This is a genomic window from Halorubrum sp. DM2, from assembly GCF_901686465.1.
Lineage (GTDB): Archaea > Halobacteriota > Halobacteria > Halobacteriales > Haloferacaceae > Halorubrum.
The window spans coordinates 671,807-688,273 of sequence record NZ_LR594487.1; the positions used below are offsets into that span (position 1 = coordinate 671,807).

The 16,467-nt window shown below is 65.6% G+C and carries 16 protein-coding genes and 1 pseudogene; 9 read left to right on the forward strand and 8 right to left on the reverse strand.

Going from position 1 to position 16,467, the window contains the following annotated elements; translation table 11 throughout:
• The first annotated feature begins 180 nt into the window (after positions 1-180).
• The 7 genes from QOL69_RS03475 (at position 181) to QOL69_RS03505 (ending at position 7,980) form a co-directional block, all read left to right on the forward strand.
• Positions 181-1,380, forward strand: a complete 1,200-nt coding sequence (locus QOL69_RS03475) for a Tm-1-like ATP-binding domain-containing protein (protein WP_283402046.1) — start codon at positions 181-183, stop codon at positions 1,378-1,380.
• Between the two features lie 85 nt (positions 1,381-1,465).
• The gene (locus tag QOL69_RS03480) at positions 1,466-2,821 is read left to right on the forward strand and encodes a substrate-binding protein (protein WP_048076343.1); all 1,356 of its coding nucleotides are present in this window, start codon (positions 1,466-1,468) and stop codon (positions 2,819-2,821) included.
• Positions 2,822-3,031: 210 nt separating this feature from the next.
• The gene (locus QOL69_RS03485) at positions 3,032-3,973 is read left to right on the forward strand and encodes a branched-chain amino acid ABC transporter permease (RefSeq protein WP_283402048.1); all 942 of its coding nucleotides are present in this window, start codon (positions 3,032-3,034) and stop codon (positions 3,971-3,973) included.
• On the forward strand, positions 3,970-5,124 hold the full coding sequence (locus QOL69_RS03490) for a branched-chain amino acid ABC transporter permease (RefSeq protein ID WP_283402049.1): 1,155 nt from the start codon (positions 3,970-3,972) through the stop codon (positions 5,122-5,124). Before QOL69_RS03485 ends, QOL69_RS03490 begins: the two co-directional genes overlap by 4 nt.
• Positions 5,124-5,882: an ABC transporter ATP-binding protein gene (locus tag QOL69_RS03495; protein WP_283402050.1), complete on the forward strand. Its 759-nt coding sequence runs from the start codon at positions 5,124-5,126 to the stop codon at positions 5,880-5,882. Before QOL69_RS03490 ends, QOL69_RS03495 begins: the two co-directional genes overlap by 1 nt.
• Positions 5,879-6,622 (forward strand): ABC transporter ATP-binding protein, encoded by a 744-nt coding sequence (locus tag QOL69_RS03500; protein ID WP_283402051.1) that lies wholly within the window; start codon positions 5,879-5,881, stop codon positions 6,620-6,622. The genes QOL69_RS03495 and QOL69_RS03500 overlap by 4 nt, the downstream gene beginning before the upstream one ends.
• Positions 6,623-6,714: 92 nt before the next feature.
• Entirely contained in the window at positions 6,715-7,980 is a 1,266-nt protein-coding gene (locus QOL69_RS03505) for a BamB-related PQQ repeat family beta-propellar protein (RefSeq protein ID WP_283402052.1), read from the forward strand.
• Positions 7,981-8,029: 49 nt separating this feature from the next.
• On the opposite strand, the gene QOL69_RS03510 is transcribed toward QOL69_RS03505, so the two are convergent.
• The 7 genes and pseudogenes from QOL69_RS03510 to QOL69_RS03540 all read right to left on the reverse strand — a co-directional run bounded on the left by QOL69_RS03510 (position 8,030) and on the right by QOL69_RS03540 (position 13,317).
• Positions 8,030-8,863: a phosphoenolpyruvate hydrolase family protein gene (locus QOL69_RS03510; RefSeq protein WP_048076337.1), complete on the reverse strand. Its 834-nt coding sequence runs from the start codon at positions 8,861-8,863 to the stop codon at positions 8,030-8,032.
• A gap of 165 nt (positions 8,864-9,028) precedes the next feature.
• Entirely contained in the window at positions 9,029-9,439 is a 411-nt protein-coding gene (locus QOL69_RS03515; protein WP_048076336.1) for a cupin domain-containing protein, read from the reverse strand.
• A 493-nt stretch (positions 9,440-9,932) separates the two neighbouring features.
• Positions 9,933-10,022, reverse strand: a pseudogene (locus QOL69_RS03520) (IS6 family transposase); the annotation flags it as partial.
• 226 nt (positions 10,023-10,248) lie between these two features.
• A complete protein-coding gene (locus QOL69_RS03525) occupies positions 10,249-10,665 on the reverse strand; it encodes an HVO_A0114 family putative DNA-binding protein (protein ID WP_283402053.1) in 417 nt (138 codons plus the stop codon).
• Between the two features lie 33 nt (positions 10,666-10,698).
• Positions 10,699-11,016, reverse strand: coding sequence for a toxin-antitoxin system TumE family protein (locus QOL69_RS03530; protein ID WP_283402054.1), 318 nt, complete (start codon positions 11,014-11,016; stop codon positions 10,699-10,701).
• Between the two features lie 322 nt (positions 11,017-11,338).
• Entirely contained in the window at positions 11,339-11,590 is a 252-nt protein-coding gene (locus QOL69_RS03535; RefSeq protein ID WP_048076334.1) for a SelT/SelW/SelH family protein, read from the reverse strand.
• A gap of 128 nt (positions 11,591-11,718) precedes the next feature.
• Positions 11,719-13,317: an amidohydrolase gene (locus QOL69_RS03540; protein ID WP_283402055.1), complete on the reverse strand. Its 1,599-nt coding sequence runs from the start codon at positions 13,315-13,317 to the stop codon at positions 11,719-11,721.
• Between the two features lie 107 nt (positions 13,318-13,424).
• Between QOL69_RS03540 and QOL69_RS03545 the strand changes: the two genes are divergently transcribed.
• Positions 13,425-13,874, forward strand: coding sequence for a universal stress protein (locus QOL69_RS03545; RefSeq protein ID WP_048076330.1), 450 nt, complete (start codon positions 13,425-13,427; stop codon positions 13,872-13,874).
• A 14-nt stretch (positions 13,875-13,888) separates the two neighbouring features.
• Here QOL69_RS03545 and QOL69_RS03550 read toward each other — a convergent pair whose 3' ends face one another.
• A complete protein-coding gene (locus QOL69_RS03550) occupies positions 13,889-14,863 on the reverse strand; it encodes an alpha/beta hydrolase (RefSeq protein ID WP_283402056.1) in 975 nt (324 codons plus the stop codon).
• Positions 14,864-14,912: 49 nt separating this feature from the next.
• Here QOL69_RS03550 and QOL69_RS03555 point away from each other — a divergent pair, with 49 nt between their 5' ends.
• Positions 14,913-16,295, forward strand: a complete 1,383-nt coding sequence (locus QOL69_RS03555; RefSeq protein WP_283402057.1) for a DEAD/DEAH box helicase family protein — start codon at positions 14,913-14,915, stop codon at positions 16,293-16,295.
• The last annotated feature ends 172 nt before the right edge of the window (positions 16,296-16,467 follow it).

The following is a 16,467-nucleotide window of genomic DNA, read 5'->3' on the forward strand; positions in this document are numbered from 1 at the left end:
ACCGTAATAAATCTACATGTGAACCCCGCTCGCGGGAACCGGTGGATCGACCCGAATGTTCATTATGTTCTGTGCTGTCGGTAGGTCTGTACTCATGCCACGCAAACACACGCCACAGCGACTCGGACACACAGTCGGACGCACACTTCCCCGTCGGTTGCCCCGTCCGCGGGTGGAACGATGAGCATCTACATCGTCGGGACGCTCGACACGAAGGGCGAGGAGATCGGCTTCGCCCGCGACGTGATCGAATCGCAGGGGATCGACGTCCACCTCGTCGACGTCGGCGTGATGGGCGACCCCGAGATCGAGCCGGACACCGACGCCGCGACGGTCGCGACGGCGGGCGGTACCGACCTCGAGTCGCTGCGCGAGACCGGCGACCGCGGCGCGGCCGTCGAGGCCATGGGTGACGGTGCCGCCGCGATCGTCACCCGAGCACACGAGGCGGGGCGGCTCGACGGCGTCCTCGGGCTCGGCGGCTCCGGCAACACGTCGATGGCGACGGCGGCGATGCGCGCGCTCCCGGTCGGCGTCCCGAAGTTCATGGTCTCGACGGTCGCGTCGGGTGACACGGAGCCGTATGTGGGTCACGCCGACATCGCGATGATGTACTCCGTCGCCGACATCGAGGGGCTCAACCAGCTCTCGCGAACCGTGATCGCCAACGCCGCGCTCGCGGTGGTGGGCATGATCTCCCGGGATCCCGACGTCGAGACCGAGGAGAAGCCGACGATCGGCATCACGATGTTCGGCGTGACGACGCCCTCCGTCCAGACCGCGCGCGAGTGGCTCGAAGCGCAGGGGTACGAGACGATCGTCTTCCACGCGACCGGAACGGGGGGCCGCGCGATGGAGTCGCTGGTCGAGGAGGGCGTCATCGACGCGGTGCTCGACGTCACGACCACGGAATGGGCGGACGAGCTCGTCGGCGGCGTCCTCTCGGCCGGACCGGAACGACTCGAGGCGGCGGGGAACGCCGGTGTCCCGCAGGTAGTCTCGACCGGCGCGCTCGACATGGTCAACTTCGGTCCGGAGTCGTCCGTTCCCGAGGAGTTCGCGGACCGTCACTTCCACGTCCACAATCCGCAGGTGACGCTGATGCGGACCACTCCCGAGGAGAACGTCGAGCTCGGCCGAATCATCGCGGAGAAACTCAACGCGGCGACCGGTCCGGTGACGGTCGCGCTCCCGCTCGGCGGCGTCTCCATGCTCGACGCGCCGGGCGAGGAGTTTCACGACCCCGAGGCCGACGCGGCGCTCTTCGACGCGCTCCGCGAACACCTCGACGACGACGTGGAGCTGATCGAGATGGACGCGAACATCAACGACGAGGAGTTCGCGCTGGCGCTCGCAAAGCGGATCGACCGGTACATGTGAACCCCGTCTCGGTGTCGTGACCGGTTACCACCCAAACATTTAATTGCTGGTTGGTACCATGTGACTACGAACGTTCCAAAAATCCATGATGAATACGCAATCACAGACCGACAGCACGAGGCGACGCTATCTGAAAGCAATCGGCGCGACCGGCCTCGCGGCCGGTTTTGCCGGCTGTACGGGCGGTAACGGGGGTGACGGTGGCGACGGCGAATACGCGCCCATCGGGAACTTCCCCCCGGAGGGCGACACGGTGTCGATCGGATTCAACGGACCGACCTCCGGCGCGCTGGGGCCCGACGGACAGGACCAAGAGGCGGGCTTCGACCTCGCGGTCCAGCACCTCAACAACGGCGGCGGTCTCGTCGACTACTGGGACCGACTGAGCGGCGACGGCATCATGGGCTACGAGGTCGAGCCCACGAGGGCGGACACGGCCGGCAGCGCCGACACCGCACAGGACAACATCGAGCGGATGATCCAGCAGGACAACATCCAGTTCTGGACCGGCGGCATGTCCAGTACGGTGACGATGGCCATGCAAAACGTCGCGCAACGGGAGAAGATCCCGTTCATGGGTGGCAACTCCACGTCCGCCAGCATCTCGGGAGAGAACTGCTCGCGGTACTACTTCCACCCGACGTTCCACGCGGAGATTATCGGAATGGCGATGGGCGACGCCGCGCCCTCCGTCCTCGGTGAGGACCGCTCGCTGTTCCACATCTACATGGACTACTCGTACGGGCAGTCCAACCGGGACGCCGCCCGCAAGTACCTCACGGAGAACGGCCCCTGGGAGCACGCCGGACAGGCCGCCATCGCAGAGGGAGAGAACGACCACAGCTCGCAGATTCAGGCGCTCGAAGAGTCCGGTGCCGACACGCTGTACTTCTCCAGCTTCGGCAACTTCGCCGCCAGCGGGCTCGCACAGCTGAACGACGCCGGACTGACCGACGACATCGACGTCATCATCCCGCACGTCAGCGCGTTCACGCTCGACCCGCTCGGTGCCGACGCGGAGGGCGTCCTCGGCATGGAGCCGTGGAACCCCGCCGCCGACAATGAGCCGAGCCAGGTGTTCATCGATTCGTACCGAGACGAGTACGACGAGACGCCAAACCAGAGCTCGCTGCACACCTACGAGTCGATGATGGTCTACGCCGCCGCCGTCGAGGAGGCGGGCACGTTCCACCCGCCGACCGTGGTCCGCACGCTCGAGGAGTTCGAGTGGAGCCTCGCGTGGGGAGACTCGGTGTTCCGCGAGGCCGATCACCAGGTCGAGCGCCCGTGGTACCTCGTGCAGGGTGTCGGCGACGACCGAGCCGAGGAGCTCGGTATCCGCACGGAGGTCGTCGAGACGACCGATCCGCTGATCTACGGCTCCGACGCGTTCCCGGCAACGGAGTGCGCGATGGGCGACAACGAGTACGGCGACGAGTAGCTCCGCCCGCGGTCGGGAGAGTCGGGATCGCACCGCCTTCCGTCACCCGACTTTTGTCCCAGTACGTCGCTCGCTCGCTGAGCGGGACCCAGAGAGCGTACATCGATTCCACGTGGAGAGTCACCAAAGCACAAGATTAACATAGTGAAAAATTACAATAATCGTACACTCCATGAAACAGCAAACACCGTCTGATCCGAGGTGGCTGGGATGACTCTCGACGCAGCCGTCGGATTCGTATTCATCGCCTTGAGCGTCGCATCCCTGTATCTGCTGGTCGCCATCGGCCTGTCAATCGTGTTCGGGTCGCTTAAATACGTGAACATGGCTCATGGCGTCCTCTATCTCGGCGGCGCGTACATCGGACTCCTCATCGCGTCCGAAGAGGAGTACGGCGGGCTCCTCTCCGACTACGGGGCGGTCGGCCTCGACTGGGGGTTCGTGCCGGCGTTAATCTTGACGCCGATCGTCATCTTCGCCGTCGGCGTCGCCATGGAACGGCTGCTCGCGAAGCCGTTCTACGACCGCGATCTGCTCGACCAGCTGCTGGTCACGTTCGGCGTCCTGATCGCCGCCCAGGAGGTTGTCGCCATCGTCTTCGGTCGGACGGGGACGATATTTCCCCGACCCGAATGGCTCTCGGGCGCGATCTCGCTTCCCGTAATCGGAACGCCGCCCGGGCTGGCCGCGGCGTCGACGATACGAGTGCTGGTCGTGACGCTCACGCTGGTGCTCATCGGGATCATCTTCGCGTTCTTCAAGTACACCGACTACGGGCTCGCGGTGCGGGCCGGGACCGAAGACTCCGAGATGGCCGAAATGCTGGGAATCCGGGTCGGTCGCCCATTCCTGCTTATCTTCGCGATCGGGGCCGCGTACGCGGGACTCGCCGGCGTGCTCGGCGGATCGCTGTTCAGTGTCACCACCGGGATCGGGATGGAGATCATCATTCCGTCGCTGGTGATCGTTATCATGGGCGGCGTCGGAAGCCTTCGCGGAACGGTCGTCGGCTCGCTGCTCGCCGGGCTCGCGTTCGCGCTGGCGACGGTGGTCGCGCCGAGCATGACCCAAGCGATCATCTACCTGCTGGCTATCGTCGTGTTGACAATTAGACCGAGCGGTATCTACCCCTCTGCGAGGATCGGACAATGAGCACTGATAACGCCCAACCCGACGTCGAGGACGAATCGTCGCTGATCAGCGTGGACGCGTGGGACCGGATCAAACACACCGAGCGGTTCATCTTCCTGATCTCGGTGGGGTTCGTCCTCACGTTCTCGTACCTGTTCAGTCGCGCACCCGTCATCTCGGACGTGACACAAGGGTACCACGGGCTCACGGTGACCATCCTCATCTGGTCTATCTTCGCGCTCGGGTTCAACCTCCTGTTGGGACAGACCGGACTCCTCTCGTTCGGACACGCGATGTTCTTCGGGATCGCGAGCTACGCGACCGCGCTGTTCTCGATCCACGTGTTCAACGAGCCGCTCACGATCGTCGTCGTCGGAGTGCTGTCCGCGGTCGCCCTCGGAGCGGTGGCGGCGCTCATCCTCCTCCGGCTCCACACGGTGTACTTCGCCATCGTCGCGCTGGCGATCGGCCAGTTCCTGTACTTCCTCGCGAACAACCCGCTCGAAGGGATCACACAGGGGATAAACGGGCTCTCAGTGGATCGAGCGCCGCTCCTCGGCATCGTCGATCTCAACCACCGGTACGGAGGGATTCTCGGGGAGTTCGTCGTGGACAACCTGTACCTCTTCGTCGGCGTCTTCTTCGTCGGCGTCGTCGTGTTCATCACCCGGATTCGCAAATCGCCCTACGGCCTGATCTTCAAGGCGATCCGCGAGAACGAGACCCGAGCGTCCTTCGTGGGGCTCGACGTCTGGCGCTACAAGTTCGCCGCGTTCCTCCTCTCGGCGGGAATATCGGGGCTCGCCGGCTCGCTTTTGGCGGTCAACACGCAGTTCGCCGGTGTCGAACGCCTGTACTGGTCGATCAGCGGGGACGTGGTCGTGATGGCGGTCCTCGGCGGTCTCGGTACGCTCGCCGGCCCGGTCATCGGCACGTTCGTGTGGTTCTACTTCAAGGGGATCGTTAACGGGTTCCCCACGCTCGGAAACTACTGGCTGCTCATGTTGGCGGTCTCGTTCACTGCGGTCGTGTGGGCGTACCCCGACGGAATCTGGGGAATGATCACGAGCCTCACGGCAGAGCTCCGGGAGCCGAAGACGCTCGCTGCGAAGGTGAAAGCCCGAGTGACGGGTGGCTCAGCTACCGAGGAGTCCGACGGGGGTGAGCGGTAATGGCACTGCTCGAAACAGACGAGTTGACGAAGGAGTTCGGCGGCCTTACGGCGCTCAAAGACGTCGACATCGCCGTCGAGGAGGGCGAGCTGGTGTCGCTCATCGGTCCCAACGGCGCGGGGAAGTCGACGCTCATCAACACGATCACGGGGCGGCTCACGCCGACCGAAGGAACGGTGACGTACGCGGGCACCGAACTCGTCGGGATGGAGCCCTTCGAGATCGCTCAACTGGGCGTGGGACGGACGTTCCAGACGGCGTCGATCCTGCCCGAACTCACCGTCCGCGAGAACGTTCAGGTCGCGGCGTTCGCGGCCGAACACGGCTCCTTCCGGATCAATTTCCTCAGCCGCCGGGACTCCTTCGACGAGGTTCAACGGTTGACGGACGACATCCTCGACACAATCGAACTCGACGACAAGTCGGAGACGACGGCCGCGTCGCTCCCGTATGGCGACAAGCGACGGCTAGAAGTCGCCATCGGACTCGCGACCGATCCGGACCTGCTGTTCATGGACGAGCCGACGGCGGGGATGTCGCCGGCGGAAACCGAGATGACCGTCGATCTCATCGAAAACCTTCAGTCGGAGTGGGGAATAACGATCTTCTTGGTCGAACACGACATGGACATCGTCTTCAACATCTCCGACCGGATCTTCACGCTTCACCAAGGCGAGCTCATCGCGAAGGGGACACCCGACGAGATCAGGGACCATCCGGCGGTTCGCGAGGCCTACCTCGGGGGTGAAGAGCAATGAGTCTGCTCGAACTCGAGGACGTCCACGCCCACTACGGACCGAGTCACATCCTCCGGGGCGTCTCGATATCCATCGACGAGGGAGAGGTTGTTACCCTTCTCGGACGCAACGGAGCCGGAAAGACGACGACCGTGCGCAGCATCGCCGGGACGGAGCCGCCACAGATTCGGTCGGGAGCTATCAGGTTCGACGGAACCGACATCACCGACTGGCCGGCCGACGACATCGCCATGGGTGGGATCGGCGTCGTCCCCGAGGGGCGGCGGCTGTTCACCGAGCTGACCGTCGAGGAGAATCTCGAGCTGTCGACCATCACGCGGAGCTGGTGGAACACCATCCGACGACGCGGGCTCGGAGGAGGCGAGAGCACCATGGAAATCGGCGAGCTCTACGACCTGTTCCCGCGCTTAGAGGAGCGGCGGGAACAGCAGGCGGGGACGCTCTCTGGCGGCGAACAGCAGATGCTGTCGATCGCGCGGACCCTCCGGCTGCCGGACCTCGACCTCCTCCTGTTAGACGAGCCCACCGAGGGGCTGGCCCCGCAGATCGTCACCGCGGTCGGTGACGCCGTCGAAGAGATCGCAGACAGGGGGTTGACGGTGCTGCTCATCGAACAGAACGTCCGCGAGGCGCTCCGGATCGCGGACCGCGGATACGTCCTCGACCAGGGAGATATCGTGTATCAGGGGACCACCGAGGACCTCGAAAACGAGGACCTCGACGAGTACCTCGTCGTCTGATCGTCGCGGCCGACACGGGCCGGACCAATTCGGCTCCAGACGGCGGTTAACGGCCGACACTATTATCTCCGCGACGCCGAAGAGTGTATTGGATGACGAACCAAAACCGACGACAGTTCCTCGCGGCGGCCTCGGCGTCCGCGCTTGCTTTCACTGCGGGCTGTCAGCGGCTGTCGCCGTCCGCGTCGGGGAGCCATCCCGTCACGGAACCGATCGAGTCGTGGGCGACGTTTCGCGGCGACCGACACAACACCGGCTACACGGGCGACGACTCCGACATCGGCACCGACCCGTCGCCGGCGTGGACGTACGAGGCGGACGGTCCGTTCTGGGGGAGTCCGGTGGTCGCCGACGGGACCGTGTTCATCGGGAGCGCCGATAACGCACTGTACGCGCTCGACGCCGAGACGGGCGACGAGGAGTGGACGTTTGCGGCCGACCACCGGATCGAGGCGACGCCGGCGTACAGCGACGGAACGGTCTACGTCGGATCGTACGACAAGCGCCTGTACGCCGTCGACGCGGCGGCGGGAACCGAGCGCTGGTCGCGCTCGTTCGACGGGCTGATCCGCGGCAGTCCGACGCCGTGGGACGGGTCGATCATCGTGGGCGTCGGCTGTCACAACCTCGCGTGCGCGTGGTACGCCGACGAAGAAGGGGCCCCCGAGAACGGGTGGATCTACTCGCTCGACGCGGCGACCGGAGAGACCGACTGGCGGGTCGACGTGGGTACGGAAGTCGTGAGCACCCCGGCCGTGGCCGACGACACCGTCTACGTCGGCGACTCCGACGGCATCCTCCACGCGCTGGATCCCGCCTCGGGGGACACGCGCTGGACCTACGAAACCCGCGACATGATCTGGTCGAGTCCCGCGGTCGCGTACGGAACGGTGTTCATCACCGACTGGAACGGGAACGTCCACGCCGTCGACGCCGAAACCGGCGATGAGGCGTGGCTCGCCGACACGGCCGGGCGCTACATCTCCGGCTCCGTCGCCGTCGACGAAGAAGGCGTCTACGTCGGCCACACGCCGTACAACACCCTCGACGACCCGACCACGAACTACGCGAAGGTGTTCCGGTTCGATCGTCGAACCGGCGAGGAGGACTGGGCCTTCGAGACGTCGGCGCTGGAGATCGGAAGCAGCCCGGTCGTGACGACCGACCGCGTCTACGTCGGCAGCCACCGACAGACCGAGGAGGGAGACAGCACCGTCGGCATCCACGCGCTCACGACAGACGGCGAGGAGGAGTGGTTCGTCGAGATCGGCGGTCGGGGCGTCGGTTCCAGCCCGGCGCTCGTCGACGGACGGCTGTACTTCGGCGGAACCGACGCGACCGTGTACGCGATGGAGTGAACCGGACGCGACGCCGCGGCGGGCGAACAGAGTCCGTCCGCCGACGGGATCAGAAGTCGATCTCTTTGAACTTGCGCGCCTGATTCTCGATCGCCTCCTCGGTCGCGAGCCGTTCGATGCTCGACGCCCCGAAGAACCCGACGATGCCCTCCGTGTTGTTGAGGACGTACTCGGCGTCGTCGGGCCAGGCGATTGGCCCTCCGTGACAGATGACGTGGACGTCCTCGCGGACGGACTTGGCGGCGTCGTGGTGCGCTTGGACGCGCTCGGACGCCTCGTCCAGATCGAGCGCCGTCTCCGCGCCGATGTCGCCGGAGGTGGTCAGTCCCATGTGCGAGACGATCACGTCAGCGCCCGCCTCCGCCATCGACTCCGCCTGCTCCTCGGTAAATACGTACGGGCAGGTCAGCATTCCCTGATCGCTGGCCTCGCGGATCATCTCTACCTCCTCGTCGTATCCCATTCCGGTCTCCTCGAGGTTCTGTCGGAAGTCGCTGTCCTCGTCGATGAGACCGACGGTCGGGAAGTTCTGTACGCCGGAGAAGCCGCGCCGACGCAGGTCCTCGATGAACACGTCCATCTCACGGAACGGGTCCGTTCCGTTGACGCCCGCGAGTACCGGCGTGTCCTCGACGACCGGGATGACCTCGTGGCCCATCTCCACGACGATTTCGTTTGCGTCCCCGTACGGAAGCAGCCCCGCGAGCGACCCGCGCCCGTTCATCCGGTACCGCCCGGAGTTGTAGATGATGAGGAGGTCGACGCCGCCCCGCTCGGCGAACTTCGCCGAGATCCCCGTCCCCGCACCCGCTCCGATGACCGGCTCGCCCGCTTCGATAGTCGATTCTACCCGTTCGAGTGATTCCGCACGGTCGTATTTCATCGTACGTGACGACACACCGCACATCACTTTAACATTGTGGAAGAAGCGCCGATTACGGCCGTATTCGGGCCTGAGCGGCGGCTATCCGCTGTCGCAGGCCGGCGTCGAAACTCGGATGGTGGCCGGTCGGCCGAGCGCTACCGGCCGCGTCCGCTCCGCGGACTGTCAGTCTTCGGGGAACTCACCCGGCGGGAACACCGTTGCGTCCTCGTCCTCGCGGATCTCGGCCTCCGGACCCGGCGGACCGTACGCCGCGAGGAACCGAAGTGGCTCCCACGACGTGTTGATCGTGCTGTGTTCGACGCCGCTCGGGATATGTACCATCTCGCCCGCTCCGACGGTCCGCTTCTCGTCGGCGATGGTCTGTTCCCCCTCTCCGCTGAGGAAGTACAGGATCTCTTCGGAGTCGGGATGCGTGTGTCGCTCGTGGCCTTTCCCCGGTTCGAGCACCACGACACCGGCGCTGAATTCCGCTGCGCCAGTGACGGACGGAGTGTTCATCCACTTGATCGTCCCCCAGTCGAGCTGGATCGTTTCGACATCGTCCGGACTGACGAACCGCTTTTCAGCTACCATGCTACACACTGCCATTCACAGGTGCCGGTTAAATACGTTGGTGTCAATTGTGCGATCGTACTTAGAGGCGCTGAGTCCATGCGAGGCGAACGACCTGAACCACTCGTTTACCGTTACTGCTTCGACAAAATTAAAATAATTTGGTAAATAAGTATTCAAATAGTTTTTCTTATATATTATTTGTCTGTCGCTATTCAGGTTCCATCTTGGTCATTTCTGAACAGAGATCGTGTTTTTGACAAGCTTACTGAAGTGAACTATATTAATAAAAAGCGTTATAAACTCATATTTATCACAAAAATCAAGAAAAAGCGATTTTCTATATCGTTTTGTTAATCGAAAGGTGATTCGGAATCCGACCGGTTTTTGGCTGTCGATCGATTTCCCGATCTCAGTTATACTCGATCAAGCGAACACAATTGAACTCAAATACATAAAGAATCCTATATACATATTAAAATGGTATTTCTGGCAGCCGAAACAGAACACTAAACTTCAGCAACAGCCACGGTGTTGCTTCTCGCTCCACGAACGCTACGTTGATCTCGTCTAAACAGTCCCTGAAGCGGGTGTTCTCGGGGATGGACGGCTTTGAAACCCTACCGTCACCTTTCAAACCGTATCTGCGCACCACCACGAGAATACTCAAGACAGTGAAATTAGAGTGGGACGATAGCTACTGACCTCCAAGACCAACTCACGCGGCTTTGTTGAAATCCTATTCTTCAGACAGTTACTCACCTGAAACATCCGGTCACTGGAGAGTGCGAATTGATCGCTGAGAATCCTCCTAGTTTGAGACGAACCGACTACGCACTCGCGGGGGCGCTGTCGGCATCGCCGTTATCGATGAGCGGGTAGTCGATGTGAACTTCGATGCGGTCAAATGGGACGACAGGTTGTATCGCGCCGCTGGGGCCGCCCTCTTCGAGCGTAAGGATACCCAGTACTTCCAGCTGCTTCAGGTCAGAGTGGACGTCGGATGCGTCTCGCTCAACGAGCCGCGCCGCTTCGCGCATACTTTCGGGAGCTTCCTCGGCGATCGCTCGGATGAGCTCTAAGCGGAGCGGGGTGAGACTGTCGACGAAGTCGTCGTAGGTTCCGAACTGGAGCATCGCCTTTCCGTCCTGGTCGTCGAGATCGTCGTCCTCGACATCCTGGACGAACTGGAGTGCGTCCTCACGGAGCTGTTCTCGGCCGCCGACGGTGATGTGGAGTGTGGTCATGGTCGGGGTGGCAGTGGGTCGGGTGGTGTTCGATCAGTGTGGTCGGGGTGGGTCGCCGCCGACAGCGTCCCAGTACTCGTCCGCATTCGCCCAGAACTCGACGAGCAGCTCCTCCATCCCAGGGAACTCGATGTCGTCGAGATCGCCAGCTGCGGTGTGATGCTCGTGCCCCTTCGTGTCCTCGTGGGAGTTGTCGTACCGGACGAGCGTGAGATCGTCGAGGGTGCCCAGATGGAGCGTGTACTTCCAGCCCGAGGGGTACGTCTCGGTGTCGTCAGTCGGTCGAAGCACGACGTTCTCGACGAGGCCGGTTTCGACGTGCGTGTACTGGAAGAGCGGCTCTGCGGGCATCCCTTACGTGTTGGGACACCTCCCAACAACATAAGCGTTGGGCAGAAGTCCAACACTGAACAGAAACACCGCTCGTCCCGCAAAGGCCTCTGATCGGTCTCCCGCACAGATCGAAGCCGAGCCCCGAGTCGCCATTGAATCAGCCGCTGTTACCCGGATGGTGTCTGCGGCACCTCAATAACACACCCTCCCAACCGCATATTTGTACCCAATACGCGATTGGGTCAATGCTGTATTGAGTGTTCTATATGTCACCTACACTGACCGCTTCTCGAAGGGCAGCGCACGTACGCGATCCGTTCCTGACGTCCTGACCGATCGGCTACGACAGCTCGGAGAGCCGCCGCCGCGCGGCCGTCACCGCCTCCATCGCGTCGATCCACTCCCGTGGGTCCGTACACCAGATCCGGTCGCCCTCGACGCTCACGCAGAACACCGATTCGCTGGAGGGCGAGAGCGTGACGCGGTCGACCTCGGGACGGTCGCCGAGGTACGCGTCGATGAGCCGCCGGGCCGTCTCTGCCTCGGAGCGGAGCCGGTTCCCCGCGGCGTACTCGATAGCTATCTCCGTCATGCTCACACGTTAGAACCACATGATTAATAACTATCGTTTTCTGGCAGCGATTGCGGCTTTCGATGACAGTCGATTGGTGTTACGACGATCATCGAACAAAAGGCCGTCGAGTTCGCTGGCCGTCGAACTCACCGACCGTCGAACACGACCTCGCCGTCGACGACGGTCAGTCCGACGTCGATGTCGTCGATGGCGTCGGACCGCTCCCACGGTGACGCGTCGAGCGCGACGAAGTCGGCCCGTTTGCCCGGTTCGATCGTGCCGAGGCGGTCCTCGTCGAAGCCGGCGTAGGCGGCACCGCTCGTGTACGCGCGCAGCGCCTCCGTGACGGCGAGTCGCTGAGGCTCGGCCGGGGCGTTGACCGCGTGGTGGACGCCGACGAGCGGGTCCATCGGCATCCCGTCGGAGCCGAACGCGAGCCGGACCCCCGCGTCGAGCATCTCGCGGTAGCGGTTCGTCTCGGCGGTGCGCTCCGGGCCGAGTCGCTCCTCGTAGAGACCGCCCTCGCCCGCCCACTTCAGGAAGTTCGGCTGGACGCTGGCGACGACGCCGGTCTCCGCGAGGCGCTCGATCGCCTCGTCGTCGGCCAGTTCGACGTGTTCGATCCGGTGGCGAGCCTCGCCCGGGTCGGTCTCCGAGGCCTCCTCGTAGGCGTCCAACACCGCCGCGATCGCCTCGTCGCCGATGGCGTGCGCGGTGAACTGAAAGCCCGCGTCGGTCGCCGCCGCCACCGTCTCGCGCAGTTCCTCGGGGTCGACGACCCACTGTCCGGTCTCGTCGGGGGCGTCCGCGTACGGCTCCGAGAGGCGGGCGGTCCGACCGCCGAAACTCCCGTCCGTGTACGACTTGATCGCGCCGGTCCGAACCGTGTCGCTCCCGGCGTTCGTAGCGAGGCCGCTCTCGTCGAGCGCGTCGAGGTGGTCGCTCCAGTAGTTGATCCGGACGCGGGCGGTCAGGTCGCCGGCGGCGTCGAGGTCGCGGTAGACGCGCGGGGCGTGCGAGTTCCGGACCATGTCGTGGAACCCGGTGATCCCGCGGGCGGCGCAGCCGTCGAGCGCGGCCTCGACGACCGCGCGCGTCTCCACGCGGTCGGGCTCGACCGCCCGGTAGATCGGGTCGATGGTGGCTTCGAGGAGGACGCCCGTCGGCTCCCCGTCGTCGTCCGCGGGGACCGTCTCGTCGGGGGCGTCCGCGAGCGCGTCCGCGAACCGGTCGAGGACGACGCCGTTCACCGCCGCGACGTGCATGTCCTCGCGGAACGCCGCGACCGGGCGCTCGGTCGAGACGCGGTCGAGGTCTTCACGGGTGAGGTAGCGCGACTCGTCCCACGTCGACTCGTCGTAGCCGTAGCCCAGCACCCAGTCGCCGGTTTCGGTGCTCTCTCGCCCGCTCTCCTCGTTTTCCACTTCCGCCGCGCGCTCCGCGAGCAGGTCGACGGCGGCCTCGGGCGCGTCGGCGTCGGAGAGGTCGGCGTGGACCAGGTAGCGACCGACGGTGGTCAGGTGCGTGTGCGCGTCGACGAAGCCCGGGAGAAGGACGCGCCCGTCGAGGTCGACCACGTCGGTGCCGACGCCCGCGAGCAGTTCCACGTCGTGCGTCCGCCCGGTCCGAACGATCGCGCCGTCGCGCACGGCGACGGCCTCGCGGACCGCGTCGCCGCCGTCCTCGGGGTCCGCGAGCGTGTGTACCTCCCCGTTCACGAAGATCCGGTCCGCGGCCTCGGTCATGGGAATTCCGCCGAGACACAGCGTGTTAACCGTTCGGAAAACGGCGATGGCACCGCCGGCCGAGAAACGGCGACCGATTTATTCGCGCCGCCGGCGAACCCTCACGTGTGTACGACCATATCCTCCTCCCGACTGACGGCAGCGTCGGCGTCGACCGTGCGATCGACCACGCGATCGACGCCGCCGCCCGCTACGGCGCGACGCTCCACGTCCTCTACGTCGTCGACGGCGGCGTGGTGAACGCCTACTCCGGCGACGAGTTCGTCGACGGGGCCGAGGGTGCCGAGGAGACGCTCGAAGAGACCGGCCGCGAGGCGATAGACGCCGTCGCCGCGCTCGCGGACGACGCCGGCGTGGAGGCGGTCACCGCGATGCGGTACGGCGCTCCCCACGAGGAGATCCTCCGGTACATCGACGAGGAGGACGTCGACCTCACGGTGATGGGGTCGAAGACGCGGTCCGGCGACTACCGCCGGATGCTCGGCTCCGTCACCGAGCGCGTCTCCCGGCAGTCGACCGCGCCAGTGAGCATCGTGAAGACGACGGTCGAGGCCTGAGTCGCCCGGTCGAGCTACAGCCCCTCTCGCACGTCGTCCGCGACCGCCGACAGCGCCGTCTCCGCCGTCGGGACCCGGTCCGCGAGGCTACAGAACCCGTGCGCCATCGCCGGGTAGTGCCGGTGTCGGACGGGCGTTCCCTCGCGCTCGAACCGCTCCGCGAGCGCGACGCCGTCGTCGCGCAGGGGGTCGAACCCGGCAGTGACGACCGTCGCGGGCGGGAGGTCCCCGAGGTCCGTCGCCCGGAGGGAGACCGCGTGGGGGTTCGCGGCGTCGACCGGACTCCGCAGGTACCGCTCGTAGAACCACCGCATGTCCGCGCGGGTGAGCAGGGGGCCGTCCGCGTTCTCCCGGTACGAGTCCGTCTCGAAGTCGTCACCGGCGATCGGGTACAGGAGGAACTGGCCGGCGGGCGTCGGCGAGTCGTCGACCTCGCGGGCGCGGAGCGACGCCGCGACCGCGAGCGCGCCCCCGGCGCTCGTGCCCGAGACGCCGACTCGATCGGAGTCGACGCCGAGCGCGTCGGCCGTTTCGACGACCCACTCGACCGCCGCGGCCGCCTCGTCGACGGCGACCGGGAACGGGTGTTCGGGGGCAAGCCGGTAGTCGACGGAGACCACGACCGCGTCGCCGCGGACCGCGAGTTCGCGACAGATGCCGTCGACCGAGTCGAGCGTGCCGAGCGTCCACCCGCCGCCGTGGAAGTGGACGAGGGCGCGGGCTCCCGACGCGCCGGCGGCGTCGCTCGTCGACGCGGTCGTCGCCTCCGCGCCCTCCGGGCGATACACGCGGACCGGCACCTCGCCGTGGGGCCCGTCGAACGCGAGGTCGCGGGCGTCGGCCACGGGCGGCTCAGGCGGCCCGGAGAACAGGTCGTCTTCGAGGTCGCGGGCGGCCGCGACGGAGAGGTCGCTCCACCCCGGCAGCCCCAGCGACTCGATCTCGGCGATCGCCGCGGCGAGGTCCGGGTCAAGTTCGTCCGCGCGCATGGCGGACCGAGGCGGTGGGCCTTTGTAAGTCGGTCGGCAACTCCGGTCGATGGACGTCCGGCTGACCTACGAGGACGGCACGATCCGGGTCGAGGCGGACGCCGACCTCGCGGCCGACGCGCTGCCGCCGCTGCCCGGCGTCGAGACGGACCCGCGAACGGGCACGGCGCGCGCTCCCGCGCACCGCTACGCCGAACTCCGGCGGGCGCTCCGGGTGGCCGGGATCGGCGTCGACGACCGGGTCCTCGACGTGAGCGACCGCGCCGCCGAGGCGGCCGGGCTGCCGGACGCGCTCGCCACCGACTACGACCTCCGCGAGTACCAGCGGGAGGCGCTCGACGCGTGGCACGAGGCGGGCGACCGGGGGGTGATCGAACTGCCGACCGGGGCGGGGAAGACCGTGATCGCGATCCGGGCGATGGTCGATCTCGGCGTGCCGACGCTCGTCGTCGTCCCGACCGTCGACCTCGTCGACCAGTGGCAGCGCGAACTGGAACGCGAGTTTTCGGCCCCGATCGGCCGGTTCGGCGGCGGCGAGCAGCGCCGGGAAGCGATCACGGTGTCGACGTACGACTCCGCGTACCTCAAGGCGGACGGCGTCGGCGACGCCTTCGAGTTCGTCGTCTTCGACGAGGTACACCACCTCGGCGGCGAGGGGTACCGCGACGCCGCGCGGCTGCTCGCAGCCCCCGCGCGGCTCGGTCTCACCGCGACCTTCGAGCGCCCCGACGGCGCTCACGAGGCGGTCGCGGAGCTGGTCGGCGACCGCGTCTACGCGCTCGATGTCGACGACCTCGCCGGTGACCACCTCGCGCCCTACGACATCCGGCGGATCGAGGTGGAGCTGACCGACGCGGAGCGCGAGCGCTACGACGAGAAGCAGGGTACGTTCGTCGAGTACGTCCGCGAGGCCGGGATCACGTTCACCAGCGGGAGCGACTATCAGGAGCTGGTCAAGCGCTCCGGCAACGACCCCGCCGCCCGCGAGGCCCTCCTCGCGAAACAGGACGCCCGCGAGATCATGATGAACGCCGAGCGGAAGGTGGCAAAGCTGGCGGCGATCCTCGACCGCCACCGCGACGACCGCGTGATCGTGTTCACCGGCCACACCGACCTCGTCTACCGGCTCTCGGAGCGGTTCCTGCTGCCCGCGATCACCGCCGAGACGGGCGCGAAGGAGCGCCGCGAGATCCTCGAACGCTTCCGCGATGGGACCTACGGGCGCGTCGTCGCCGCCAACGTCTTAGACGAGGGCGTCGACGTGCCCGACGCCAACGTCGCGGTCGTCCTCTCCGGCTCCGGTAGCGAGCGCGAGTTCACCCAGCGGCTCGGGCGCGTCCTCCGACCGAAGGAGGACGGTGGCCGGGCGACGCTCTACGAACTCGTCAGCGCCGAGACCGCTGAGGAGCGCGTGGCAAGCCGGCGGCGGTGAGCAGGAACAGTCGAAAGACGATATGTATTGACCGGGCTCTGTTGAAATCCCAGTATTCAGATGTTTTCTCGTCTGAAATAGCCGGTCTGTAAAGCGTGCGAACGTGTCGGTGAGAAAGACGCTATATCTCGAACGCGCCTCCACACTCCGGACATTCGGCGATACCGTTTGG

Bases quoted from the DNA above. Each gene is read 5' to 3' on its own strand.
- QOL69_RS03475 (WP_283402046.1), top strand. From the start codon at position 181: ATGAGCATCTACATCGTCGGGACGCTCGACACGAAGGGCGAGGAGATC.
- QOL69_RS03480 (WP_048076343.1), top strand. From the start codon at position 1,466: ATGATGAATACGCAATCACAGACCGACAGCACGAGGCGACGCTATCTG.
- QOL69_RS03485 (WP_283402048.1), top strand. From the start codon at position 3,032: ATGACTCTCGACGCAGCCGTCGGATTCGTATTCATCGCCTTGAGCGTC.
- QOL69_RS03490 (WP_283402049.1), top strand. From the start codon at position 3,970: ATGAGCACTGATAACGCCCAACCCGACGTCGAGGACGAATCGTCGCTG.
- QOL69_RS03495 (WP_283402050.1), top strand. From the start codon at position 5,124: ATGGCACTGCTCGAAACAGACGAGTTGACGAAGGAGTTCGGCGGCCTT.
- QOL69_RS03500 (WP_283402051.1), top strand. From the start codon at position 5,879: ATGAGTCTGCTCGAACTCGAGGACGTCCACGCCCACTACGGACCGAGT.
- QOL69_RS03505 (WP_283402052.1), top strand. From the start codon at position 6,715: ATGACGAACCAAAACCGACGACAGTTCCTCGCGGCGGCCTCGGCGTCC.
- QOL69_RS03510 (WP_048076337.1), bottom strand. From the start codon at position 8,863: ATGAAATACGACCGTGCGGAATCACTCGAACGGGTAGAATCGACTATC.
- QOL69_RS03515 (WP_048076336.1), bottom strand. From the start codon at position 9,439: ATGGTAGCTGAAAAGCGGTTCGTCAGTCCGGACGATGTCGAAACGATC.
- QOL69_RS03525 (WP_283402053.1), bottom strand. From the start codon at position 10,665: ATGACCACACTCCACATCACCGTCGGCGGCCGAGAACAGCTCCGTGAG.
- QOL69_RS03530 (WP_283402054.1), bottom strand. From the start codon at position 11,016: ATGCCCGCAGAGCCGCTCTTCCAGTACACGCACGTCGAAACCGGCCTC.
- QOL69_RS03535 (WP_048076334.1), bottom strand. From the start codon at position 11,590: ATGACGGAGATAGCTATCGAGTACGCCGCGGGGAACCGGCTCCGCTCC.
- QOL69_RS03540 (WP_283402055.1), bottom strand. From the start codon at position 13,317: ATGACCGAGGCCGCGGACCGGATCTTCGTGAACGGGGAGGTACACACG.
- QOL69_RS03550 (WP_283402056.1), bottom strand. From the start codon at position 14,863: ATGCGCGCGGACGAACTTGACCCGGACCTCGCCGCGGCGATCGCCGAG.
- QOL69_RS03555 (WP_283402057.1), top strand. From the start codon at position 14,913: ATGGACGTCCGGCTGACCTACGAGGACGGCACGATCCGGGTCGAGGCG.